Annotated in this window: 23 protein-coding genes; 8 read left to right on the forward strand and 15 right to left on the reverse strand. The window is 57.4% G+C overall.

What is annotated here, in order from left to right; translation table 11 throughout:
• Positions 1–189: 189 nt before the first annotated feature.
• Positions 190–1,830: a diguanylate cyclase gene (locus tag U6037_RS17950; protein ID WP_322843993.1), complete on the forward strand. Its 1,641-nt coding sequence runs from the start codon at positions 190–192 to the stop codon at positions 1,828–1,830.
• On the opposite strand, the gene U6037_RS17955 is transcribed toward U6037_RS17950, so the two are convergent.
• From U6037_RS17955 to U6037_RS17965, 3 genes are all read right to left on the reverse strand, one after another.
• The gene (locus U6037_RS17955) at positions 1,831–2,124 is read right to left on the reverse strand and encodes a hypothetical protein (RefSeq protein ID WP_322843994.1); all 294 of its coding nucleotides are present in this window, start codon (positions 2,122–2,124) and stop codon (positions 1,831–1,833) included.
• A gap of 91 nt (positions 2,125–2,215) precedes the next feature.
• Complete coding sequence (locus U6037_RS17960; RefSeq protein WP_322843995.1) at positions 2,216–3,304, reverse strand: polyamine ABC transporter substrate-binding protein; 1,089 nt, start codon at positions 3,302–3,304, stop codon at positions 2,216–2,218.
• Positions 3,305–3,355: 51 nt separating this feature from the next.
• Positions 3,356–4,657, reverse strand: a complete 1,302-nt coding sequence (locus U6037_RS17965) for an FAD-binding oxidoreductase (RefSeq protein WP_322843996.1) — start codon at positions 4,655–4,657, stop codon at positions 3,356–3,358.
• A 160-nt stretch (positions 4,658–4,817) separates the two neighbouring features.
• Between U6037_RS17965 and U6037_RS17970 the strand changes: the two genes are divergently transcribed.
• Positions 4,818–5,690 carry a LysR substrate-binding domain-containing protein gene (locus U6037_RS17970; protein WP_322843997.1) on the forward strand — a complete coding sequence of 291 codons (873 nt, stop codon included), beginning with the start codon at positions 4,818–4,820 and terminating at the stop codon, positions 5,688–5,690.
• A gap of 80 nt (positions 5,691–5,770) precedes the next feature.
• On the opposite strand, the gene U6037_RS17975 is transcribed toward U6037_RS17970, so the two are convergent.
• The 4 genes from U6037_RS17975 to U6037_RS17990 form a co-directional block, all read right to left on the reverse strand.
• On the reverse strand, positions 5,771–6,625 hold the full coding sequence (locus tag U6037_RS17975) for a hypothetical protein (RefSeq protein ID WP_322843998.1): 855 nt from the start codon (positions 6,623–6,625) through the stop codon (positions 5,771–5,773).
• Positions 6,622–8,262 carry an AAA family ATPase gene (locus U6037_RS17980; RefSeq protein WP_322843999.1) on the reverse strand — a complete coding sequence of 547 codons (1,641 nt, stop codon included), beginning with the start codon at positions 8,260–8,262 and terminating at the stop codon, positions 6,622–6,624. Before U6037_RS17980 ends, U6037_RS17975 begins: the two co-directional genes overlap by 4 nt.
• Before the next feature lie 74 nt (positions 8,263–8,336).
• Complete coding sequence (locus U6037_RS17985) at positions 8,337–8,732, reverse strand: cytochrome c family protein (RefSeq protein WP_322844000.1); 396 nt, start codon at positions 8,730–8,732, stop codon at positions 8,337–8,339.
• Between the two features lie 52 nt (positions 8,733–8,784).
• The gene (locus U6037_RS17990; protein ID WP_322847340.1) at positions 8,785–10,116 is read right to left on the reverse strand and encodes a PLP-dependent aminotransferase family protein; all 1,332 of its coding nucleotides are present in this window, start codon (positions 10,114–10,116) and stop codon (positions 8,785–8,787) included.
• 89 nt (positions 10,117–10,205) lie between these two features.
• Between U6037_RS17990 and U6037_RS17995 the strand changes: the two genes are divergently transcribed.
• Positions 10,206–11,099, forward strand: coding sequence for a DMT family transporter (locus tag U6037_RS17995; RefSeq protein ID WP_322844001.1), 894 nt, complete (start codon positions 10,206–10,208; stop codon positions 11,097–11,099).
• Between the two features lie 3 nt (positions 11,100–11,102).
• Here U6037_RS17995 and U6037_RS18000 read toward each other — a convergent pair whose 3' ends face one another.
• A complete protein-coding gene (locus tag U6037_RS18000) occupies positions 11,103–11,918 on the reverse strand; it encodes an AraC family transcriptional regulator (protein ID WP_322844002.1) in 816 nt (271 codons plus the stop codon).
• Between the two features lie 282 nt (positions 11,919–12,200).
• On the opposite strand from U6037_RS18000, the gene U6037_RS18005 reads away from it, so the two are divergent.
• On the forward strand, positions 12,201–12,713 hold the full coding sequence (locus tag U6037_RS18005) for a carboxymuconolactone decarboxylase family protein (RefSeq protein WP_322844003.1): 513 nt from the start codon (positions 12,201–12,203) through the stop codon (positions 12,711–12,713).
• Positions 12,714–13,196: 483 nt separating this feature from the next.
• Here U6037_RS18005 and U6037_RS18010 read toward each other — a convergent pair whose 3' ends face one another.
• Positions 13,197–14,642, reverse strand: a complete 1,446-nt coding sequence (locus tag U6037_RS18010) for a SulP family inorganic anion transporter (RefSeq protein ID WP_322844004.1) — start codon at positions 14,640–14,642, stop codon at positions 13,197–13,199.
• 156 nt (positions 14,643–14,798) lie between these two features.
• Between U6037_RS18010 and U6037_RS18015 the strand changes: the two genes are divergently transcribed.
• Both U6037_RS18015 and U6037_RS18020 read left to right on the forward strand, forming a co-directional pair.
• Positions 14,799–15,116: a hypothetical protein gene (locus U6037_RS18015; RefSeq protein ID WP_322844005.1), complete on the forward strand. Its 318-nt coding sequence runs from the start codon at positions 14,799–14,801 to the stop codon at positions 15,114–15,116.
• A gap of 53 nt (positions 15,117–15,169) precedes the next feature.
• On the forward strand, positions 15,170–15,715 hold the full coding sequence (locus U6037_RS18020) for a hypothetical protein (protein WP_322844006.1): 546 nt from the start codon (positions 15,170–15,172) through the stop codon (positions 15,713–15,715).
• Positions 15,716–15,756: 41 nt separating this feature from the next.
• On the opposite strand, the gene U6037_RS18025 is transcribed toward U6037_RS18020, so the two are convergent.
• Entirely contained in the window at positions 15,757–16,392 is a 636-nt protein-coding gene (locus U6037_RS18025) for a hypothetical protein (RefSeq protein ID WP_322844007.1), read from the reverse strand.
• Between the two features lie 128 nt (positions 16,393–16,520).
• On the reverse strand, positions 16,521–16,979 hold the full coding sequence (locus U6037_RS18030; RefSeq protein ID WP_322844008.1) for a GNAT family N-acetyltransferase: 459 nt from the start codon (positions 16,977–16,979) through the stop codon (positions 16,521–16,523).
• Between the two features lie 143 nt (positions 16,980–17,122).
• On the opposite strand from U6037_RS18030, the gene U6037_RS18035 reads away from it, so the two are divergent.
• Positions 17,123–17,767 carry a TetR/AcrR family transcriptional regulator gene (locus U6037_RS18035; protein WP_322844009.1) on the forward strand — a complete coding sequence of 215 codons (645 nt, stop codon included), beginning with the start codon at positions 17,123–17,125 and terminating at the stop codon, positions 17,765–17,767.
• A 21-nt stretch (positions 17,768–17,788) separates the two neighbouring features.
• On the opposite strand, the gene U6037_RS18040 is transcribed toward U6037_RS18035, so the two are convergent.
• The 3 genes from U6037_RS18040 to ggt all read right to left on the reverse strand — a co-directional run bounded on the left by U6037_RS18040 (position 17,789) and on the right by ggt (position 21,296).
• Positions 17,789–18,802: a hypothetical protein gene (locus tag U6037_RS18040; RefSeq protein ID WP_322844010.1), complete on the reverse strand. Its 1,014-nt coding sequence runs from the start codon at positions 18,800–18,802 to the stop codon at positions 17,789–17,791.
• Positions 18,803–18,968: 166 nt separating this feature from the next.
• The gene (locus U6037_RS18045) at positions 18,969–19,502 is read right to left on the reverse strand and encodes a cysteine hydrolase family protein (RefSeq protein ID WP_127928892.1); all 534 of its coding nucleotides are present in this window, start codon (positions 19,500–19,502) and stop codon (positions 18,969–18,971) included.
• 66 nt (positions 19,503–19,568) lie between these two features.
• On the reverse strand, positions 19,569–21,296 hold the full coding sequence (ggt, locus tag U6037_RS18050; protein ID WP_322844011.1) for a gamma-glutamyltransferase: 1,728 nt from the start codon (positions 21,294–21,296) through the stop codon (positions 19,569–19,571).
• 152 nt (positions 21,297–21,448) lie between these two features.
• Here ggt and U6037_RS18055 point away from each other — a divergent pair, with 152 nt between their 5' ends.
• Entirely contained in the window at positions 21,449–21,964 is a 516-nt protein-coding gene (locus U6037_RS18055; protein WP_322844012.1) for a methylated-DNA--[protein]-cysteine S-methyltransferase, read from the forward strand.
• A gap of 98 nt (positions 21,965–22,062) precedes the next feature.
• On the opposite strand, the gene U6037_RS18060 is transcribed toward U6037_RS18055, so the two are convergent.
• Entirely contained in the window at positions 22,063–22,650 is a 588-nt protein-coding gene (locus U6037_RS18060; protein WP_160040946.1) for an NUDIX domain-containing protein, read from the reverse strand.
• Positions 22,651–22,713: the final 63 nt, after the last annotated feature.

The following is a 22,713-nucleotide window of genomic DNA, read 5'->3' on the forward strand; positions in this document are numbered from 1 at the left end:
CGTATTCCAATCGAAACTCACGGGTTGGAAAATCCGGACCAAGCCTTATCGTTGATATTCGGGCACACACCTTACTGAAAGTAATGGCTCTTTGAAATTGCGCTCGACACACTCATCCACCACTTCGCTGGCAGCCCGTTGACGATGTCGCATACCATTGCGCCACACCAATAAAGACAGACCTCGCCCATGTTCAAAGCCAGTCTGCGTAGCCATCTCACCCTTTGGTTTGCCGGTTTGTCCCTGCTGACGCTGCTGAGCGTGGGTTTCTATGTCGGCCACATCGCCACCGAACAAATGAAGCAGGCCAGCGGCAATGCGTTGCTCAACACCGCGCGCTCGGCCGCCTCGTTATTGGGTGAGCAACTGCGCGAACGCCAGCTGGAGGTGTATCTGCTCAGCCGCGCGCCTCATCTGGAACGTGGCGATCTGGACAACCCGGCAATTCTGAAGTCGATGCAACTGCGCACCCAGGCCCGCGCCGAGTATGCGTGGATGGGCGTCACCGACGCCGAGGGCAAGGTGCATCAGGCAGTAAACGACTTGCTGGTCGGCCAATCAGTGCAACAACGACCATGGTTCCAGGCCGGGTTGCGCGGCGAGTACACCGGCGATCCCCATGAAGCAGTGTTGCTGGCGAAAATGCTCCCGGCCCTGCCGAACGGTGAACCGCTGCGTTTCATCGATTTCGCCGCGCCGATCCGTAACGCTGACGGTCAGGTGATTGGTGTTTTAGGCGCACACGCGCACTGGAGTTGGGTGACACGCATTGTTGAGTCGGCGGCGTTTTCACATAAAAACTCGACGCCGGATATCGAAGCGTTGATCATCGATCACGATGGCAAGATCCTCTATCCGGAAGCCCTGATGGGCCAGCAACTCGCTACAGATTCGACGTCGCAAGGATGGACGACGGGCAACGGCTTCCTCACCAGCATGGTCACCGTACCAACGCCTTCCAGCACGGCACTGTCGTGGTCAATTGCCGTGCGCCAGCCATTGGAAACCGCGCTGCAGCCGGCGCGCCTGCTGCTCTACAAACTGCTGATACTCGGCGTGGTCGCGGCCGTGCTGTTTGGCCTGGTGGCCTACTATCTGGCGCTATATCTGAGCCGCCCGATCGAGCAACTCGCGCGCTCGGCCCGGCAGGTGCAGAACCAGCAGCCCGGCGCGCAATTCCCGCTGCAACACCCGGTGCTGGAAATTGCGCAGCTCGGCCAGTCCATCGATGCAATGACCCAATCGCTACTGGGCAAGGAGCGCGAACTGCAAGAGGCCAATGCCTCGCTGGAGGCAACCGTCGCGCAACGCACCGCAGCCCTGACGCAGGCCAATGCCGAACTGCTGAGTCTGGCGACCCACGATGGTTTGACCGGCGTTTACAACCGCCGCCGTTTCGACGAAAAACTCACCGAATACACACTGCTGTTCCGCCGCACCGGACGCCCGTTTTCCCTGCTGCTGATCGATGCTGATCACTTCAAGCGAATCAATGACACCCACGGTCACGCGGTGGGCGATGAGGTGCTGCAACAGTTGGCGCAACTGATTCAGGCCAGCCTGCGCACCACCGATTTCGTCGCCCGTTATGGCGGCGAAGAGTTCGCTGTGCTGTTGCCGGAAATCGCCCAACCCGACACCCCGGAAGTCGTCGCCGAGAAGATTCGCGCGGCGGTTGCCGAGGCTGATTTCCCTGCGGTCGGGAATGTGACGGTGAGCATCGGTGTCGGCCTGGCAGACCCGGCCGACAACAGCCACAGCGCACTGATCAAACGCGCCGATCAGCAGCTGTATCAGGCCAAGGCTGCCGGTCGCAATCAGATCGCTTGATCAGCCGCTTTTCACTTCACAGATCCCGTTGGCCCTGTTCTTCCCGGTGTACGACACCGCCGGCGAGCCGTCGGGATTGATGCTCAGAGAAATGGTCACGCCCGCGCCTTTGGCCTCGAAGTAGTTGTCGTTGAATCTCTTCAACTGGCCTTCCTTGCCATTGATGTAGATCGGCCCGCCTTCATCCGAGTGCACCTCGATCTTGCCAGGGCACGTGGCGTTGAGCATGGGGATACCAGCGTGGGCCAGTCCGGTTACAAGCAACAGCGGCGCTGCCAGCAGCAAAGGTTTCATGGTGGTTTCCTTGAGTGCGACGGTGTGCCGACGCCTTAAGCAATACCGCAAATCCCTCAGCCCGGCCAGCGCCTTGTTGCCACACTCACGGTCAGGTATTGGTCTTCAACTTCGTCCACAAGCGCGTCGTCAGCCGCGCAATCTTCGCCGGCAATTCCTCCACCGTGAACAACTTTTCCATCACGCTTTTCGGCGGGTAGATCGCCGCATCCTGCCGCACGTCCGGATTGAGAAACTCACCGGCGGCAGCATTCGGATTGGCGTAATGAATGCTGTTGCTGATGTTGGCGATTACCTTCGGCTCAAGCAGGTAGTTCATGTAGGCGTAGCCGTTGTTTTCGTGCGGTGCGTTCTTCGGCATCACCAGCATGTCGAACCACAGCGTCGTGCCTTCGTCGGGGATCGAATAGGCGATGTCGATGCCGTTTTTGGCTTCCTTGGCGCTGGCCGCCGCCTGGACGACGTCGCCGTTGAAACCGATCACCACGCAGACGTTGCCGTTGGCTAGATCGCTGATGTATTTCGAAGCGTGGAAGTACTGAATATACGGGCGGATTTTCAACAAGGCCTGCTCGGCTTTTTTGTAGTCCTCAGGCTCATGGCTGTGCGGTGGCAAACCCAGATAGTTGAGGGTGATCGGCAACACCTGCGTCGGGTTGTCGATGAACGCCACGCCGCACTGGCTGAGTTTCTTGATGTTGTCTTCGTCGAACAACAACTTCCATGAACGGGTGACATCAGTATTGCCGAAGATCGCCTTGATCTTTTCGACGTTGTAACCGATGCCGGCGGTGCCCCACATATACGGGTAGCCGTACTGGTTGCCGGGGTCGTTGACTTCAAGTTTCTGCATCAGGACCGGGTCGAGGTTCTTCCAGTTCGGCAGTTGCGTTCTGTCGAGTTTCTGGATTGCACCGGCCTTGATCAGACGCGACAGAAAGTGGTTCGACGGACTGACCACGTCATAACCGGTGTTGCCGGTCATCAATTTCGATTCCAGCACTTCGTTACTGTCGTGAATATCGTAGGTGGTTTTGATGCCGGTGGTCTGGGTGAAATTGGCCAGAGTGTCCGGGGCGATGTAGCTGTTCCAGTTGGAGATGTTCACGGTTTCGTCGGCGAGGGCTGAGGTCGACGCAGCCGCGACGACGACGGCCAGTGAAAGCGGGTGGATGCGCATGGTCTGTTACCTGTATTGAGTGGCTTTTTTTGTTGTGCGATAGGCGGAATTTCAGATTTCTGTTCTGGCCCTGACCGCCTCCACGCGCAGGCGAAGCATGGCACCGATGTCGAAAAACGGACGCGGCGGCAGCCAGCCGGGTTCAGCGCGCTGCATCACTGATTGCAGCAGCGGCGAGTCGACACCCGAGGCCAGTTCCGCGAGCAATCGCCCCCATAACGTTCCGCGCGCCACCCCCGAACCATTGCAACCGGCCACGGCGAAGACGCCCTCTTCAACTCGCTGAAAAAACGCCTGACCGCTGCGGCTGGCGCTCAAATGGCCGGTCCAGGTGTATTGAATGTCTTGCTCACCGAGAAACGGGAAGCGTCGTTGCAAGCCGCGAACATGGTGCTGGCGACGCAACGCGAGTTCACTGCTGGAAAGATCGCGAGTACGGTATTCGGCGGTGTTGCGGATCATCACGCGGCGATCCGGGGTCAATCGAACCGTGGCGCCCAGCGGTCGCGTCGACAGCACGCCCCACGGCTCAACTGCACCGATGGCGTTGAACTCCTGATCGGTCAGCGGTCGCGTGAGGCTGGCGCTGAGTTCCATCGGGAACGTTGCGCTGTCGGCGATCCCGACCCGAGGAATAAAAGCGTTGAGGCACACCAGAACGCGATTGGCTTCGATACTGCCTTGCGCGCAGTTGGCGCGCAGTCGTCCCTGCGCAAGTCGCTCAAATCCGGTGATGTCGGTGTTTTCGTAAACCGTAATATGGCCCGGCAAGGCATTGAGCAAACCGTTCACGTATTTCGCCGGTTGCAACAGCGCATTGCCGTTGCCACACCAGATCGCTGCCTCGTAGTGACCGGTGCCGAGCTTCTGCGCCAATGCCGGACCTTGCACAAACTCCGCACGAGCGCCGAGGGCACGCAGGGTCGCCAGTTTCGCGTCGACATGGTCGAGCTTGGCGCGGTCGTTGACGGCAAAGTAATAACCGCTGTCACGAAAATCGCAGTCGATATCATGGCGATTGATCCGTTGCCGCACCTCTTCGCTGGCCGCGCGGGAGATCATCGTGTCGACTTCAAACCCGGCAAAACCCGGTGCGCCGATCAACTCGCTGTGCGCCGGATGCTCATGGGCCACGACGAACCCCGAGTTGCGCGCCGAGGCCCCCTGCGCCGCACGCTGGCGATCAACCACGACGATACGCGCCTGCGGGTGCAGATCGGCCAGTGCGTGTGCGGCACTGAGCCCGGTGATCCCGGCGCCAATCACCAGCCAATCAGCTGTTTGCGCCCCGCTCAGGCGACCACGCTCTGGCGAACTGCCGGCCTGCGCGATCCAGCCACATACGTTTTCCATGCCTCACCTCATTCGACTGTCATTCTGCGGCTTGCCTCTGCACCCCCTTCATGCGTGAATCGCATGCAAGGCTTGAGAAGATCATCGCCAGAGCTAGAATCTATAAGGTCTACAACAGGCCGACCAACGCTATAAAATCATCGAGCCATTCAGAAAAAGCATGGATAAAATTCGCCACGTTCCTTCGCTACAAGCACTGCAAGCACTGGTTGAAGTCGCCCGTTGCGGCAGCTTCACCCGCGCTGCGCAAACCCTGTGCCTGACGCAAAGCGCAGTGAGCCGGCAGATCCAGCAACTGGAAAGCCATTTCAATGTCGCACTGTTCATCCGCAGCAGCCGCAGCCTGAGCCTGACCGCAGAAGGCGAACAGGTGTTGGCCAGCGCCCGCAGCATCCTTGAACAACTGAAGACGCTCGAAGAACGTCTCGCCCCGCAGCAACGCCCCTTCCGCATCCGCATGCATGTGTCGCTGGCGGTGCGCTGGTTGCTACCGAAACTCAGCGACTTCTATCTGACTCATCCCGAGGTTTCGCTGGCGATAGAAACCGTCGCCACTGAAGTCGTCGAACCGGGCAATGACAGTGACGCCTATATTCTTTATTTGCCGCAGCCATCGAGCGATCCGGATTGCCTGACGCTGTTCGAGGAAATGCTGGTGCCGGTGTGCTCGCCCACCCTCGCCGGTGCACCGCGCTCAGTCGACGAGTTGCTGCGCTTCCCGTTACTGCATCGCTCAGCCGATCGTCAGGCGTGGATTGAATGGCTGGCGGCGAATGAGGGAAAGCCGCTGGAGGATTACCGGCACATTCCATTCAACCTTGATGAATTGGCGCTGGACGCAGCGGCGCGGGGATTGGGCGTGGCGGTGACGGACATGACGTTGGCAGCAGAGTCGATCGAGCGTGGGGTGTTGGTGGTGCCGTTTGGCGAACCGTTGAGAACGGGTGGGGTTTATTCGTTGTGTTTGCAGGCGGCGGGATCGCATCCGGCAAGAACAGCGATCATGCATTTGCTTGCCGATAAAGCAGAATAGTCGATACGCGCGCACATATTTTATATTCAACGGATGATAGTCCTCTAAACAAACTGCGCCCTCCCCTCACCTAAAACAACCTAAACATAATGCTGATTATGCAGCCGCATAATCCATCTTGCGATTCCAGGAGAGTTAATTAGTCCGTGAACAAAGACAGACTCCCAATTATTAGGAGTTCCATACCCTCTGTCGTGTCGCTGTAACGAATCATTCAGATAGCCCCTCAGTTCCTTTGGAAAGTAGATAGTCTTATGCGGCAATGTATGAATGATCCCTGCGGGGTACTCAACCAAGCTAGACCACTGACTTTCCAGCCACCGAACCAGACCTGATGGCAATATCACGTTTTCCAGATGGAATTTTAGTGATGCAATCATGGGATCCGCGGGATTCAAACAAATGACTTCAATTTTAGCCTCGGGAAAAGTCACTCGAGAGATCACACAAGTTACCTGCCTAAGCAACAGACAACTATCAAAATACGGATGCAAAACTCGTGCATGCAGTCGAACATCCTTGGTATTTGTTTTTCGCTTGGTATTACAATCACATGCCGGAACGAGATTCTTTGAAAAAATCGAGAATTCTGGATAATCCTCTTTCGGTAACAAATGGTCCAATGAAGTCGTCTTTGGAGATCCGCACATAGGGCAAATTTTTGGCGAGGACTTTCTAATGCTCTCTATATGAGCCAGTGATTGTGGTGGCGAATTATAATTCTTGTGCAGGCCAAGTTTAAGAAGTTCGCTCACACCAATAGAATTTATCAACAATGCATTGCCAGCATTATCAATATAATTCTGATAACCAGCCAACACACCTGACAACGCGTTCTTTAAATGCGGATAGGACGTTCTAGAAAGCGATGAGTTTTTTGAGACTTCAGTCGTAAACAAAACATCATCAACTAATGGAGTCGGAATTTTTTTCACGAGTTTGCCTCCATTCTACGGCGAATATCCATTAAGGCGGCCAGAGACAACTGATCACCCAACTCTTTATCAACATCTTGAAAAGACCTGTCTTTTATGCGCTCATATAATTTATCTATGAGACGAATTTCAACATCCTCACCAAAAACAAACTGCGAAATAGAATCTACTGTTGCCCCAAAAGTCCTTAGTCTTGGCTGATCAATTTCTACCAGCCCATTTGAAACCTGATGAAATACATGAACCTGCTCTTTTGAAACCTCCCTTACAAAATATGCCGAATGAGTTGCAATAATTGCGTGAGACCCTGTTTGTTCAAGCAGATAATCCAATATATCCACAAGTTCAGATATTAAATTCGGGTGCAGATGAGTTTCAGGCTCATCCATCAATACATACGACCCATTTTCAATATACAAGCAACACAACAGAGTCAATTTAAAAAATGTCAACTGCCCACTACTTAACGGGAACACAACACCAGAAATTTTCAACCCTACTTCTACGTTAGACTCGACACTGGCCCATCGTTCTAAACACCGCTGTTCTCCCCCACTAACAAAACCCACCAATGAGGCGAATTCGCCACCTTGAAGAGGAATAACTATGGAATCGATCGGCAGTGACTTCTCTAGCGCCCCTACAAACAAACTCCAACGACTATTCTCACCAATAAACTCTTCATTCCTAGCAAGCCGAACCAACGCATCTCCAATGGATCGAGTGACCGAAGACTTTCCACCACGCGTTAAGTTAAGCCTACGATAAAAAAGTTTCTGATCTTTTTTTCTCTCTGGGGGGAATGTATTTCTAGTTTCACCGGGAGTAGCAATAGCGAGAACTCGACTAATCATGGGTCGACCATCGCGACTATCATGATCTGTCAATTTCAACCCCTCATCCTTGTACTGGAGTGCTGCCCGGCAGAAATTTTTCAACGTTTGACTTTTACCGAGACCATTCTTTCCGATCAAGATATTTATACGACGAGGTATTATATCCTGATTTGAAAAACGAAGATCAAGACTGTACGGCAGTTCAGCTCCTTCCATACGAAAACTTAAATTCAAAGACTTTGAAATAGCCGTAAAATCTTCTGAAGCCAGCCCACCCAAGACACTATCAGCGTTATTAAAAGCAAAAAAAGGTTCAGAATTTCTCATGAAACCCAATTTAAATACGTCAGTTGCCAAGGCCTTTTCAACCCATTCATTTTTACCTCCCTTAGACGCAACCAAATCCATTACAGACTTTAAAAAAAAATCCGCGTCTTTAGGTCCAAGTCGCTCCACTATATATCTGTAGCCCTTCAAATCAGGTAACAACGTAAAAAAAGTCGGAGCATCGTCAGAAACTATAGCCGACAATCCGTTACTCTCTATAATTTCAAACAAACTAAGCCGTCGCTTGAAAAATTCATCTTCAGGTTCACCGGGAGACGGCAGGAAGCCTATAAACATGTCTCCGCTAACAACAGGCGACTGGGCGTTCAACGAAGCTTGGAAGGTACAACGAATACGGTGTCCAAAATCATTCCATGATGTGTCGGCTGGAACAATAACTACTTGGCCAATTTTTGGCTCCAGCACTTCCAACGAAAATACAACCTGAAGCTTTGATTTTCTTTGCTCTTGCATCTCCGATGATCCCTATCAATAAAACTCACTAAAACACAAATATTTTTTACTTATGAAGGTGAAGCAGTGGGCGATTACTTTTCCCCTCCGATAAAACTTTGCAGATACGCCAACAGGTTGTCGAGTTTCTCTTCATCACTCAATCCCCAGAAAATCATCCGCGTGCCGGGCACGACGCCTTTCGGGTCCTTCAGATAAGCGATCAGCGTTTCACGATCCCAGGTCACGCCCGAGTTCTTCATCGCATCGGAATACACGTAGTTGGCCGACGTACCGGCAGGCCGACCAATGATGCCATTGAGCTGCGGACCGAAGCCCGGGCGGGCCGATTCGCCGACCTGATGGCAGCCGCCGCACAGACGCGGGAAGATTTTTGCGCCGGCTTCGGGGTCGCCTGCGGCATGGGTCAACGTGCTGAGCAGGCTGGTGCCGAGGATCAGGGCGAGTGACAGTGCAGCGGTGTTTTTCATCGAGGGTTCCGGATCGGTCTGCATCGGGCGGCGCAAGGGTAGCATGTTGTTTTTACAGGTAAGCGCCGATGATCCTTCTGACTTTGATCAACGCCTGACGCAACACCTCCATGTCTACCGAACCCAATGCCAGGCGAATCGCATGCGGCACATGCCCCGACACCGTAAACGGTTCGGCGGTGGTGACGGAAATCTGCTCGTGCATCAACTCGACGACAATCTGATCGGCGCGCACATCTTCCGGCAGCGGCAGCCACAAAAAATACGATGCCGGGTGGCCAATGCTCGGCAACCCTTTCAACACCTTGGCCGCCAACGCTTGCCGCGCCTTGGCGTCGTTGCGTTTCTGTTCCTCAAGCAACGTCACCGTGCCGTCGTCGAGCCAGCCGCAGGCGATGGCGGTCATGATGCCGGGGGTGTTCCAGGTTGTCGCGCGGATGATGCGTTCCAGCGCCGGCACCGTTTCTGGCGGGGCGGCAATGAAACCGACGCGCAGGCCGGTGGCGATGTTTTTCGACAGGCCCGAGACGTACACCGTGCGCTCCGGCGCCAGACTGATCAGCGCACGCGGTGGGTTTTCCACCAGAAATGCGTAGGCCGCGTCTTCGATGATCGTCAGATCATGCCGACGGGCAATAGACACCAACTGCTCGCGCTGGGCGAATGGCATCACCCAGCCCAGCGGATTGTGCAACGTCGGCATGCTGTACACGGCACGCACCGAGCGACTGCGACAGAGTTTGTCCAGCGCGGCGAGATCCGGCCCCTGATCGCTGAACGGGGTCGCCACGACCTCCAGATGCAGCGCCTCAGCCAAGACTTTGAAGCCGGAATAAGTCAGCGCGTCGGCAGCAATCACATCGCCGGGTTTGAGCAAGGCCATCAGCGTGACGGCCAGGCCTTGCTGGGCACCGTTGACGATCAGCACTTGCTCGGCATCGACAGTCACCCCGCGCGTCAGCAGATGCCGAGCAACCGACGCGCGCTCGTGGGCGCGCCCGGCATGCGGCTGATAACGCAGCAACGCTTCCAGATCGCCGGACAGCGCCAACTGGCGCAATGCAGTGCGTAACAGGTCCGCCTGACCGGGCAACGACGGGTAATTGAAATTGAGGTCGATCATGCCGACCGCCACCTGTTTCTGATCGATGCCCTGCCCCGGCGCCAGCGAGGTTTCGCGGACAAACGTGCCGCGCCCGGTTTCGCCGCTGACCAGGCCCATGGCCTCCAGCTCTGCATAGACCCGCGAGGCCGTGACCAGCGCCAGCCCTTTTTGAGCGGCCAGTTGCCGGTGGGTGGGCAACCGCGTACCCGGCGGCAAAAGCCCGGAACGAATGTCCGTTGCATAGGCGTCAACGAGGGTCTTGTAGCGCGAGCGTGGCATCTCGGATGTATCCATGACAATTCTTTGATTGTGCTGATTCTCGGCTTTAGCATCACGGCAATGCAACCCACTTCTGAGCGTGATCTGCTATGGAACGGACTTCGAATCTGACGACCCCGGTACTGGAAAAAACCAGCGGCTGGATTAACGGTTTTATCGGTGTGGTGATCTTCAGCGGTTCACTGCCGGCCACGCGTCTGGCGGTGCTGGAGTTCGATCCGGTGTTTCTCACCGTGGTCCGCGCCGCCATCGCCGGGGTGTTGGCTGTCGCGCTGTTGTGGCTGTTTCGCGAACGGCGTCCGGCGCACGATCAGTGGCTGTCGCTATTGATTGTCGCGCTGGGCGTGGTGCTCGGTTTTCCTTTGTTGACCGCACTGGCGCTGCAACACGTGACGTCGGCGCATTCGATTGTGTTTGTCGGCTTGCTGCCACTGGCCACGGCGATTTTTGCCGTGCTGCGCGGCGGTGAGCGGCCGCGACCGGTGTTCTGGATCTTCTCGACTCTCGGCAGCGCGCTGGTGGTCGGCTTCGCGCTGGCACAAGGTCTGACTGCTTCGCCCACCGGCGATTTGCTGATGCTCGCGGCGATTCTGGCCTGCGGTCTCGGTTATGCCGAAGGCGCGAAGCTGTCGCGAACCCTTGGCGGCTGGCAGGTGATTTGCTGGGCTCTGCTGCTGTCGTTGCCGGTGATGACGATTCTGAGTCTGTGGCTGGCGCCCGCCTCGTTCAGCACGATCAGCCTGTCGGCGTGGTTGGGTCTGGGCTATGTGTCGCTGTTCAGCATGCTGATCGGCTTTGTCTTCTGGTATCGCGGTCTGGCTCAGGGCGGAATTGCGGCGGTCGGTCAGTTGCAATTACTGCAGCCGTTCTTCGGCCTGGCGCTGGCGGCGATGCTGCTGCATGAGCATGTCAGCCTCGGCATGCTCGCCGTGACGTTGGGCGTGATTCTGTGTGTGGCTGGGGCGAAGAAATTCGCCAAATGAACCTCAGGCGCCGGCCTTCCACTCGCGAGGGCTGAGCCCGGTCTTGCGCCGAAACGCCCGGGCCAGCGCCGACGGACTTTCGTAACCGACCTCCTCGGCAATCAGCGCAATCGCTTTGCCTTCGCGCAAGCGCTTTTGCGCCAGACTGACGCGCCAGCTCAGCAGATAATCGGCCGGCGTCTGCCCAACCACCCGGCGAAACTGCTCGGCAAAACTGGCGCGGGACAGGTTGGCGACAGCGGCCAGATCCGCCACACTCCACGGCTTTTGCGGTTGCTCGTGCATCAGGTTCAAGGCGCGCGACAGACGTGGATCGGCCAGCCCGGCGATCATCCCCGGTTGCTGTTCACGACTGCTGATCAAATGCCGCAACAGCAGAATCACCAGCAATTCGAACAGGCGATCCATTACCGCCACGCGTCCGCAATGCCCTTCGAACGCCTCTTTGAACAGCCACTCTACAGTGCTGGCCAGTTCCGGGATTTGCGTCAGTTTCAGCACCAGATAATCCGGCAGTGCCGCCGCCAGTGCATTACCTGAGCCGCCGTCAAACGTCAGCGTTGCGCAAACCACCTGAGTGTCCATGGCTTCGTCGGCAAACATGCGATGGACGAAGGGTCTGGGGAAGAAAATCAACGACGGCTCACTGAGGCGAATCTCACGTTCGCTGCCCGGCTTGAGCAACAGTTCACCACCTTGCAACAAATGCACATGGCCGACCGGTTCATCTTCATGAACCGCGACGCCGCAGAACGTGCCGCTGTGAAAAGTGCCGGCATTCACGCCGAAATGGCTGAGCAAGGTAGACAGGCGATCCATGGACGGCTCCAACAGTTATCGGGCGGCTCGTATTCTTTTCAGCGCTGAGACTGCGCCGCGACCTTCGCGAGCAAGCTCGCTCCCACATTTGAAACGCATTCCCCTGTGGGAGTGAGCTTGCTCGCGAAGACGCCCGTCCAGTCACCACAATTCTGTCAGCGAACGCCAGATCTGGACGATCTGCCGCATATCCTCGACGATTTGCCGCCAATGCACCACCCCGACTCAATAACATGGCCTCCATCCCCGGCGCACTTCGCGACGGAATCTCGGAGAATCACCATGAGCCGCATCCACGCAATCAGCCTCGAAAACGCCACCGACGCCAGCCGCTCTGTGCTGGAAGGCGTGAAAAAGAAAATCGGTTTCCTGCCCAACGTCTTCACCACCCTGGCCAAAGCGCCGGTGGCCCTCGAAACCTACGTGCAAGCCTCGGCGATTCTCGGCAAAACCTCGCTGAGCGCCCAGGAAAAAGAAGCCGTGTACCTCGCCACCTCACAGGTCAACGGTTGCGACTATTGCCTGGCCGCCCACACCTTGTTTGCCGGCAAGGCCGGGCTCTCGGCGCAAGACATCGTCGCCGCCCGCCAAGGCGAACTCAACGCGTACGCCGCCCTCGCCCGTCAGTTGACCGAAAGTCGCGGCCATTTGAGTGACGAACAGATCGCCGCTGCCCGTGCTGCCGGCATCGACGACGTAAAGATCATCGAAGTGATCGCACTGGTGGCCGTGCAGAGCCTGACCAACTACCTGAACAACGCGGCGCTGACCGATATCGACTTCCCGGCCATCTGAATCCGGCTACACAAAACCTGTGGGAGCTGACCTGCTCGCGATGGCGGTGTGTCATTCAAAGCATCTTTGAGTGACACACCGCCATCGCGAGCAGGCTCGCTCTCACAGTTTCAACGTGCGTACAACCCAAGCGGCAAAGCCGCCCCACTCAACAGGATGAGCGTTAGCTCGGCTGCCGCTCTTGATCTTGATCCACGAGCGACATCGGAAGGCTGAGTGGAGGGATTCATCCGGGCGTGGGAGCGCAGCGACCGTTTGGCGCAGCCAAACACAGCGAGAGGAGGTGCAGCGAAGCAAACCGTAGGCGCTGCGCCCGGAGGGATCCCGGAGCGAAGGAACCCCGAGCCCCAGCGAGCGGGCCGCACGTAGGAGCAAGCCTTTTTGGTTACTTTTTCGGCGTCTGGAAAAAGTGACCCGCCGTAAGGGCGGAACCCTAATCAGCAACACCCGCAGCAACGGATATGTACCCAGTCAGCCAGATAATCAGTGATGCTCCTCACCCGCCCGCTTCAGCAATTTCTTGCACCGCTCAGACAAATGAAACACCTGCAAATGCTTACCCGCCTTGGCATAGCGCTCGCGCAAAGTCTTCAACGCCGCAATCGCCGAGTAATCGACAAAACTCAAATGCCGACAATCCAAAGTCACCCGAGCCGGATCATTAGCCGGATCGAACTGATTGAGAAACGGCGTAGTCGAGGCAAAAAACAACGTGCCATGCAGACGATAAAGCTTACTGCCGTCAGCCTCCAGATGCTCATCGGCATACAACTCACGCGCCTGCTGCCAGGCAAAGTTCAGCGCGGCGATGATAATGCCGCACAGCACCGCCGTTGCCAGATCGGTAAACACGGTGATGGTGGTCACGGCGATGATCACCAGCACATCGTTGAGCGGCACTTTGTTGACCACCCGCAACGAGGCCCAGGCGAAGGTCTGCTGCGACACCACGAACATCACGCCGACCAGCGCCGCCAGCGGAATACGCTCGATCAGCGGCGACAGAAACAGAATGAACAACAGAATCAGCACACCAGCGACCACGCCAGACAAGCGCCCGCGCCCGCCGGAACTGAGGTTGATCACGGTCTGGCCGATCATCGCGCAGCCACCCATGCCGCCGAACGCACCCGAGACCATATTCGCCGCACCGAGCGCAACGCACTCGCGATCCGGGTAGCCACGGGTTTCGGTGATTTCGTCGGTGAGGTTCAGCGTCAACAGGGTTTCCAGCAGACCGACGAGCGCCATCAGAATCGCGTAAGGCGCGATGATGCCCAAGGTTTCAAGATTCCATGGAATATCTGGCAGTGCGAAGGTCGGCAAGCCGCCGGCGATATGCGCCATGTCGCCGAGGGTGCGGGTCGGCAAGCCGAAGAGGTAGACCAGCAAACCGACGCCGAGAATCGCCACCAGCGCCGGCGGCACCGCGCGGGTCAGGCGCGGCAGGATGTAGACGATGGCCATGGTCAACGCGACCAGCCCGGTCATCAGGTACAGCGGCGTACCGCTGAGCCAGTCTTCGCCGCTCTTGAAATGCTCCAGTTGCGCCAGGGCAATGATGATCGCCAGGCCGTTGACGAAACCGAGCATCACCGGGTGCGGCACCATGCGCACCAGTTTGCCCAGGCGCAGCAAGCCGAACGCCATCATGATCAAGCCGCCGAGCAACACCGTCGCCAGCAAATACTGCACGCCGTGCTGCACCACCAGCGCGACGATAACCACCGCCATCGAACCCGCCGCGCCGGAGACCATGCCCGGCCGCCCGCCAAACAAAGCCGTCAGCGTACAAATGATAAAGGCACCGTACAGGCCCATCAGTGGATTGAGGTGCGCCACCAGCGCGAACGCAATGCATTCGGGCAACAGGGCAAACGAGGTAGTGAGTCCGGCCAGGACATCGGCGCGCAGACGAATCGGTTTCATGGCTTACCTGACTGAGCGGCCGACGAGCATGGCCGCAGGTGTTCGGGAAAAGAGGGTTGCGGATGTTACGGAATTGTTCCGGATCGGGCCAGTGAACGCTGACACATGCCGACTCGGGCTTTATGCTGGCGCGCTCCTGTATTCATCGAGTCCGACATGTCTGCATTTCTGACGTCCCGCGAGGTGTGCCAGCGTTTGCGTGAAGCGGCGCTCGGTGTGCTCGCGTTGAAAGTCTGCGAAGCACCTGCCGAGAACGCACTGGTCACCGTCGATATCGACGGCTGGCAACTGCTGCTGGATTTTGCCGGGGGGCGATTACATCACTGTGAATACGCCCGCAGCGGCGCTGGACAAGAAGGCTCGCTAGAGCGCTGGCAGCGTTTTGGCACCGACCCGGTGAGCCTGCTCAGTACCTGGGAATTGGCGCAGATCGAGCAATTGCTCAAAGCGCAGACGAACGAGGTTGCTCAATGATGGCACTCTGCCCATAATTCGCGCCCTCCTCTATTCCCACGCAAGGAACTGCCGTGAAGAAGTCGCTGTTGTTGATCCCGATGCTGGCCGTGCTGCTGCAAGGCTGTGGCATGACCATGACCCGCTACGAGCCGAGTTTCGAGAACGTTCAGAAGCTCAAGCAAGCCCCGCCGCTGCATGCGATCAGCAATCCTCAGGTTACGGCCGAATCCGGTGAAGGTTCGCTGGTGGTCCGCGCCAACCCGGTTCGCTCACCGTCCGGCAGCATCCCGGCGCACATTCAGGATGCGATCACCGAAGAACTGCGCAAGGCCGGTCTGCTTGATCCGCAGGCTCAGCGTCAGTTGAAAGTGCTGGTGGTGAAGAACGAACTGTCCGCCGGCATGGGCACGGGCGACGGCAAACTGGCCGCACGTTTCACTCTGCTCAACGGCAACGATGTGGTGTACGACGCAACCAAGAATGTCAGCAGCCAATGGAGCAGCAGCTTCTTCGGTTTCATTGCGATCCCGAACGCGGTCAACGCTTACAACCCGCTGGTGCGTGACTTGCTGAAGGAACTGTATAGCGATCCGCAGTTCATTCAGGCCCTGAAGTAAGGGCAAAAAAAGAGCCGCAATCGCGGCTCTTTTTTTTTTCTTCAAACCCGTGGGATACCGGTTTCGAGCGCCGAGTACTTCAGGTTTTTGTTATCAACCATTTGCTTGAGCAACGCGTTGACCTGACGGGTAAAGGTGTCATTTACCGCGTCTTTAGGCGTGTTGGCCATCAGCGGGATGAACCAGATACCGATCCAGGTGCCGACCGCATCGTGGTTGCTCGCGGTGGTCAGGGCCTGACCTTGGCCATCCAAGCCTTCCAGGCTCAAGGTGTACTGATCGGTGCCATACGCCGGGATCACCATCATGCTGAAGCCGCTGATGAAGGCCAGCACCATGGAACCGGCATTCGGCGGATGGTTGTACATTTTCAGACGCAGGCTGTAGTCGCCCGGCTGCTTCTGGAACTCGTCCAGAGTGACACGGCCGAACAGACCCGAATCGGTAAGGATTTTTTGCAGCTGTGGTTTCAGTTGATCACGTGCCTGCGGCACTTCCACGGCGGAACCACTTTTCGGCCCACCCTGGTAGAAATCGAAATCGACGTAGACGTTTGGCTTGTTGGTGTAACTGGCCATCGACGGCATGGTCACCGGCGCCACTTCGTCTTTGGTGAAACTGGCACAACCGCCCAGCGCAAGTACCAGCCCCAGCGCCAGAATTTTCCCGAATTGCATGATGTCCGTCCCTATGTGTACAAGACCAAATGATGGCATTGAGCCTTCATTGCGAAGGCCGGGCGGATTCTAGAGAGAGCGGCCTTCCAGCGAAAGCCTGAATTGGCGAAATCGGCAAAAAAACTTGCTCAGCCCTGCCGCAAGTCGAGCAGGTAGGTGTAATACCCGCTGTCACGTACGTAGCCGAGGGATTTGTACAAGCCTTGCGCCGTGACATTGTCCGTGGCGGTTTCCAGCACCAGGCCCTTGGCGCCGGTTGCCAGAGCAAAGTCACGCGCCGTGTTCATCAGCAGTCGGCCAACTCCGCGTCCACGGGCGCCGGGGGCGGTGAACAGGTCGCTGAGTAGCCAGGTACGGTGAGCATCGATGGACGAGAACGTCGGATACAACTGCACAAAACCCAGCGCTGCGCCGCTTTCATCCTGCGCGAGAAAAATCGCTGATTCGTTGCCGGCCATGCGCTCGGCGATGAAGGCGCGCGATTGCTCAAGGTTCGACGGCTGCTGATAAAAGCCTCGATAGGCGTCGAACAATTGCGCCACCGCATCCAGGTGTCTGACGTCGGCCCGCAGCGCCTGAAGGGTCATGTCCTCGCTCCATTTCCATTCGATGATCGAACCATCATAGCGCTGTCTGTCGAGTGCGCTGGCTTCAGCGCTATATAGTTTTGTATATTGCGAAACCGAAATCGCCAGAACCTTGCCATGCCGTCCATCTATTCCGTGCTTCCATGAGTGCTATCCGCGTACGCAACGAGCAGTTGATCCTTGCCGCCGCCAGCGAAGAGTTCGCTGCCAATGGCTTCGACGCGACCCAGACCCGCGACATCGCGGCGCGTGCCGGGGTGCCCAAGGCCAATCTGTATTACTACTTCCAGACCAAGGAAAACCTCTACAGCAAAGTGCTGCTGGGTTTTGTCGAGCCGCTGCTGGAAGCCTCGGCGGCGCTGCGTGAAAGTGATGATCCGCTGACGGGCCTTCGCGCCTACGTCGCCGCGCGCATTCGCATTGCTCGCGAGCATCCGGCGATTGCCAAGGTGTTCAGTGGCGAGTTGCTGCTGGGCGGTCGACAGTTGCCCGACGAGTGCCGCGATCTTTTACATGCCGAAGCGCGGCGCAATGTTGAATGTCTGCGCAGCTGGATCGAGCGCGGTTTGCTCGCGCCGGTGGATCCGGAGCATTTGATGTTGTTCATCTGGTCGGCGACGCGCACGTACACCAACATCGGCTGGCAGATGGGCCGGATCATGGAACGTGAAGTGCCGCAGGATGAGGATTATCAAATGGCGGCGCAGACGATCACGCGAATGGTGCTGGAGGGCGTGGTCGTGACGCCGCGTGTGGGCGAGATCCGTGGGGTTTTGTTTGCAACTTGAGCGGATGGGCTACCGCGCAGATCAGGGCATGAAGTCTACGGGCAGCTCCAGATGATCTTTCATGCGCTCATCCCAGTCGCGCAAGGCATCGGGTAGATGTTTTTTCCATTTCGCCACGTTGGTGTAGTAGCGCAGACGCGAGTGGCCGGAACTGTCACAGGTCACCAACAACACCCAGAAATGGCCATCGGGTGACCGCATCACGATGCCGGTGCCACCCAGACCGCGCATCCACATCTCCCAGACCTGACTGCCCGGCACATCGGTGCCTGGCTCACCCGTCATCAGGGAGCCGGACTTTTCCACCAGTGTCTGATAATCACCTTTGAGCAAGGTGTGCAGTGCCTGGTTCTCTTCCGGTGTTTGCGCCAGGCCCAGGCTGAGCATGTCGTAATCCAGTGTCAGCGGGTGCTGCGAGGCGACAAAACGGCCGGTGTAGTAGACGCCCAATCCGGCACTGCAATACCCGCCTTCCCCTGCGAGCGAAATATCCAGCACACCGTTGATGGGAGTGAACAACAGGGTGCACTCATCTTCCGAGTAAACGGCTTTACCGTCGTTGAGTGTGGCAACGCCATCCAGATCACCGGAGTTGGCACCCTCAGCCGCCGTGATATCGATGCTGATGTGCGTGGCATCGCGGCGCTGGGTTATCACTGTCGCCGAGGTTGAAGTCCCCGGCGGTATGAGTTGCCAGGTTGCGTCCCAACTGAAGGGCTGGGTGGCGTGTTCAAGTTCGGTCAGGCGCATCAGGTACTGGCGGCGCAAACAGGCCGTCTGCTCACCACAAGCGTTGCGATTTTTCAGCCACTGCCGCTGGTCAGTCTTGAGAGCTTGGGCATCGGGGACATTAGCCAATGTCGAATGCCACAGCTTGCCCAGCTTCTCGTCGAGCAGCGAAATCTGCGGGTCACCACAAATGGCTTTTTCAGTTTTGCTGTTGGCCGTGGCGCAATCGAAACTGCTGGCTTGGGTAACAGAGGCAAACGCAACGGACATCAGCACCAAGGCATGACGCAGGGAGATGGCGAACATCGAGAGATTCCATTCTTCGGACGGCGCGCAGTATGCCAGTGCTGCTGCCGGAAATCCCCACTGTAGGAGTGAGCCTGCTCGCGATAGCGTTCTGTCAGACGATGCTGCGCCAACTGACACACTGCTATCGCGAGCAGGCTCACTCCTACAGGTTTTGTGTGGGTTGTCAGAACGTGATGTCGGCTGCGGGTATGACGTCGATCCGCGCCACGGAGCCGGTCAGGTGCGCCAGATCCTTGTTGTGCTCGGTGATGATGTCTTCGGCGCTCATGTTGCCGTTGTCGACCGTGGAATGCGCGTCGGCCACAAGCACCACGTCATAACCCAGTTGATGGGCCTGACGCACGGTGGCGTTGATGCAGTAATCGGTTTGCAGACCACAGATGACCAGTTTTTCGAAATCTTCGCTCGGCAGCAGTTTGCGCAAGTCTGTCTGGTAGAACGAATCCGGCGTGGTCTTGCGTACGCGCAAGTCCTCAGGCGATGTCTCAAGCCCTTCGGCCAGTTGCCAGCCTTCGGCGCCAAGGGCCAACGGGCTGTCCTTTTCTTCATGCTGGATCAGCACCACTGGCACACCTGACTTGCGCGCCCGGGTGCTGAGACCGTTGATGGTGTCGATCACCCGGTGAATGTCATGGCACTGATATTCGCCCGAGCAGAGGGCGCGCTGGACGTCGATGATCAGTAATGCGGTGGTCATGATGAGCCTTCCTTGATCAGTCCTTGAGACAGGGGCGGACGTGAGCCCGCCCCCTTTTTACGCCCCTCAGTAACCCAGTGACAAGCCGGTGTTGCGGCGTGGATCGTTGGCACCGTAGAAACGGTTTTTGCCAACAGGCTTACCACCCAGCGACGGTGCGCCGACCAGAATCGCGGCGATGTGGTTGGCGTCCTGCGGGCCGGCGAACTTGTGGCCCCAGCTCTCGAGAATCTTGCGCGTATCGGGGCTGGCGGCGAAGTCCTCGAGGTTGGTTTCCTCCGGCATCCACTGCTGATGGAAGCGTGGCGCATCGACCGCTTCCTGAAGGCCCATGCCGTAGTCGATGACGTTGAGCATGGTCAGCAAAGTCGCCGTGATAATGCGGCTGCCACCCGGTGTGCCGACCACCATCACCACTTTGCCATCCTTGGTGACAATGGTCGGGCTCATCGACGACAACGGTGCCTTGCCCGGCGCAATCGCATTGGCTTCGCCCTGCACCAGCCCGTACATGTTCGGCACGCCGACCTTGGAGGTGAAGTCATCCATTTCATCGTTGAGGATCACCCCGGTCTTGCTCGCCATCACGCCCGCGCCGAACCAGTCGTTGAGGGTGTAGGTGACCGACACCGCGTTGCCCCACTTGTCGACGATCGAATAGTGGGTGGTGTTGCTGCCTTCATGGGGCGCTACGCCAGGCTTGAGCTCAGCCGACACGCCGGCCTTTTGCGGCGGGATGGCATCACGCAATTTGGTCGCGTAGTTCTTGTCCAGCAGGTGCTCGATCGGGTTTTTGACGAAGTCCGGATCACCGAGATAGCTGTTGCGATCGACATACGCGTGGCGCATCGCTTCGATCTGATAGTGCATGCCCTGAGCCGAATGGAAGCCCAGATCCTTCATCGGATAGCCTTCGAGGATGTTCATGATCTGGCAGATCACCACGCCGCCGGAGCTTGGCGGTGGCGCCGAAACCACGTGGTAACCGCGGTAATCGCACTCTACCGGTGCCAGTTCACGGGTCTTGTATTTGTCGAGATCGGCCTGGGTGATGATGCCTTTGTTGGCCTGACTGGAGGTGACAATGGCATCGGCGACCCAGCCTTTATAGAAGCCGTCGGCGCCTTTATCGGAAATGGTCCGCAGGGTTTTGCCGAGATCCTTCTGCACCAGTTTCTGCCCGACCTGCATCGGCTCGCCGTTGTGCAGGAAGATCGAGCCGGAATCGCGCATGTCCTTCTTGAACACGTCGGTGGCGTACTCCAGCAACTCGACGTCGCCCTGCTCCAGCGCAAAGCCGTCTTCCGCCAGTTTGATCGCCGGGGCAATCATCTCCTTGCGCGGTTTGGTCCCGTATTTGCTCAGCGCCAGCTCCATGCCCGACACCGTGCCGGGCACGCCCACCGCCAAGTGGCCACGGGTGCTCAAGTCGGGAATGACGTTGCCTTCCTTGTCGAGGTACATGTTGGCCGTCGCGGCCAGCGGCGCTTTTTCACGGAAATCGAGGAAGGTCTTGCGTCCATCCGCCAGTTGAATGGTCATGAAGCCGCCACCACCGAGGTTACCGGCTGCGGGATACACCACCGCCAGCGCGTAACCCACGGCGACTGCCGCATCGACGGCATTGCCGCCACTTTTCAGTACGTCGACACCCACATGGGTGGCCAGATGTTGCGCGGTGACCACCATGCCGTTTTCGGCGGCAACCGGTGCGACTGACGCCGCGTGAGCCATGAGACAGCTGAGTGCCAGTGAGGTCGCTATCAGCGATTTGGCCAAAGGTTCGTACTTCATGAGTCGATCTCTTTTTTTGTTTTAGGGTCTGTGCAAAACAGAGGGGGAACGCGTCAAGAGCAACAAGCAGTATGGTCGGCTTTGCGTATTGCGCCTCCCCGTTGAGGCAGTATGCTGGGCGCTATTGCCGTCCTGATCCGGAGCCTGCCGTCATGCCTTATACGTTCATCACCCTGCCCTCGCCCGTCGGTGAGCTGAAGCTGGTCGCGAACGGCTTACGACTGGCAGCCATCCTCTGGGAAAACGACAAACCGAACCGCGTGCGCCTCGGGCCGATGACGGAAGCAAACGACAATCCGGTCCTGATTCGAACGGCTCGACAACTTGAAGAATATTTTTCCGGAACTCGAAGTTGCTTCGATCTGGAACTGGATTTCGTCGGTACGGAATTCCAGAAAAAGGTCTGGACGGCGCTACTGACTATCCCGTTTGGCGAGACGCGGACCTACAGCCAGATTGCCGAACAGATCGGCAATCCCAGCGCCGTGCGGGCAGTGGGCGCAGCGAACGGACGCAACCCGATCTCCATTGTGGCGCCGTGTCATCGAGTGATCGGCGCCTCGGGAAAGCTGACCGGGTTTGCCGGTGGACTTGAGGCGAAAGAGCGCTTGCTGACCCTTGAAGGTGGCGACTGGTTGCAGACTGGCAAAACCGGGGATTTGTTTTAGTCAGTTAATACGAATCAAGAGATCGCAGCCTTCGGCAGCTCCTACCTTGGAATGCGTTTTCCTGTAGGAGCTGCCGAAGGCTGCGATCTTTTGATTTATCAGTTAAACAAGTTATTCATCGCCGCATACTGCAACAGCATGATGGTCTTGGCGTCGCAGATCTCACCGCGCTGAAACGCTGCCAACGCTTCGTCGAAGCTCCACTCCAGCACTTCCAGTTCTTCGGTCTCCTCTTCCAGACCACCACCGTCGCTGACTTTCGACGCTGCATCATATTCAGCAATGAAAAAGTGCAGCTTCTCGGTCACCGAGCCGGGGCTCATGTAAGCCTCGAAGACCTTCTTCACATCGTGCACGCGATAACCTGTCTCTTCCTCGGCTTCGTCGCGGATACGCTGCTCCGGCGCCGCGCCTTCGAGCAATCCGGCCGCCACCTCGATCAGCAAACCATCATGGCCATTGACGAACACCGGTAAACGGAACTGCCGGGTCAGCACCACCGTGCGTTGCTCGCGGTTGAACAACAAAATCGCCGCACCGTTACCACGGTCGTAGACCTCACGGGTCTGACGCTGCCACTCGCCATTGTTGCGGTGATAGTCGAAGGTGATTTTCTTCAGCAGATACCAGTCATGGGACAACACCTGAGTGTCGACGATGTTGACCCGCTCGGCTGTGTTGGACATGACGCTTGATCCTTTTGTCATTGAAGGCCCCGGATAGGTAAAGGCCATTAGTTGTGAACGAAA

Source organism: Pseudomonas sp. B33.4 (genome assembly GCF_034555375.1).
GTDB lineage: Bacteria > Pseudomonadota > Gammaproteobacteria > Pseudomonadales > Pseudomonadaceae > Aquipseudomonas.

What these genes read in the sequence shown, in the direction of transcription:
- U6037_RS17950 (WP_322843993.1), top strand. Translation starts at nt 190, where the DNA reads ATGTTCAAAGCCAGTCTGCGTAGCCATCTCACCCTTTGGTTTGCCGGT.
- U6037_RS17955 (WP_322843994.1), bottom strand. Translation starts at nt 2,124, where the DNA reads ATGAAACCTTTGCTGCTGGCAGCGCCGCTGTTGCTTGTAACCGGACTG.
- U6037_RS17960 (WP_322843995.1), bottom strand. Translation starts at nt 3,304, where the DNA reads ATGCGCATCCACCCGCTTTCACTGGCCGTCGTCGTCGCGGCTGCGTCG.
- U6037_RS17965 (WP_322843996.1), bottom strand. Translation starts at nt 4,657, where the DNA reads ATGGAAAACGTATGTGGCTGGATCGCGCAGGCCGGCAGTTCGCCAGAG.
- U6037_RS17970 (WP_322843997.1), top strand. Translation starts at nt 4,818, where the DNA reads ATGGATAAAATTCGCCACGTTCCTTCGCTACAAGCACTGCAAGCACTG.
- U6037_RS17980 (WP_322843999.1), bottom strand. Translation starts at nt 8,262, where the DNA reads ATGCAAGAGCAAAGAAAATCAAAGCTTCAGGTTGTATTTTCGTTGGAA.
- U6037_RS17985 (WP_322844000.1), bottom strand. Translation starts at nt 8,732, where the DNA reads ATGAAAAACACCGCTGCACTGTCACTCGCCCTGATCCTCGGCACCAGC.
- U6037_RS17990 (WP_322847340.1), bottom strand. Translation starts at nt 10,116, where the DNA reads ATGCCACGCTCGCGCTACAAGACCCTCGTTGACGCCTATGCAACGGAC.
- U6037_RS17995 (WP_322844001.1), top strand. Translation starts at nt 10,206, where the DNA reads ATGGAACGGACTTCGAATCTGACGACCCCGGTACTGGAAAAAACCAGC.
- U6037_RS18000 (WP_322844002.1), bottom strand. Translation starts at nt 11,918, where the DNA reads ATGGATCGCCTGTCTACCTTGCTCAGCCATTTCGGCGTGAATGCCGGC.
- U6037_RS18005 (WP_322844003.1), top strand. Translation starts at nt 12,201, where the DNA reads ATGAGCCGCATCCACGCAATCAGCCTCGAAAACGCCACCGACGCCAGC.
- U6037_RS18010 (WP_322844004.1), bottom strand. Translation starts at nt 14,642, where the DNA reads ATGAAACCGATTCGTCTGCGCGCCGATGTCCTGGCCGGACTCACTACC.
- U6037_RS18015 (WP_322844005.1), top strand. Translation starts at nt 14,799, where the DNA reads ATGTCTGCATTTCTGACGTCCCGCGAGGTGTGCCAGCGTTTGCGTGAA.
- U6037_RS18025 (WP_322844007.1), bottom strand. Translation starts at nt 16,392, where the DNA reads ATGCAATTCGGGAAAATTCTGGCGCTGGGGCTGGTACTTGCGCTGGGC.
- U6037_RS18030 (WP_322844008.1), bottom strand. Translation starts at nt 16,979, where the DNA reads ATGACCCTTCAGGCGCTGCGGGCCGACGTCAGACACCTGGATGCGGTG.
- U6037_RS18035 (WP_322844009.1), top strand. Translation starts at nt 17,123, where the DNA reads ATGAGTGCTATCCGCGTACGCAACGAGCAGTTGATCCTTGCCGCCGCC.
- U6037_RS18040 (WP_322844010.1), bottom strand. Translation starts at nt 18,802, where the DNA reads ATGTTCGCCATCTCCCTGCGTCATGCCTTGGTGCTGATGTCCGTTGCG.
- U6037_RS18045 (WP_127928892.1), bottom strand. Translation starts at nt 19,502, where the DNA reads ATGACCACCGCATTACTGATCATCGACGTCCAGCGCGCCCTCTGCTCG.
- ggt (WP_322844011.1), bottom strand. Translation starts at nt 21,296, where the DNA reads ATGAAGTACGAACCTTTGGCCAAATCGCTGATAGCGACCTCACTGGCA.
- U6037_RS18055 (WP_322844012.1), top strand. Translation starts at nt 21,449, where the DNA reads ATGCCTTATACGTTCATCACCCTGCCCTCGCCCGTCGGTGAGCTGAAG.
- U6037_RS18060 (WP_160040946.1), bottom strand. Translation starts at nt 22,650, where the DNA reads ATGTCCAACACAGCCGAGCGGGTCAACATCGTCGACACTCAGGTGTTG.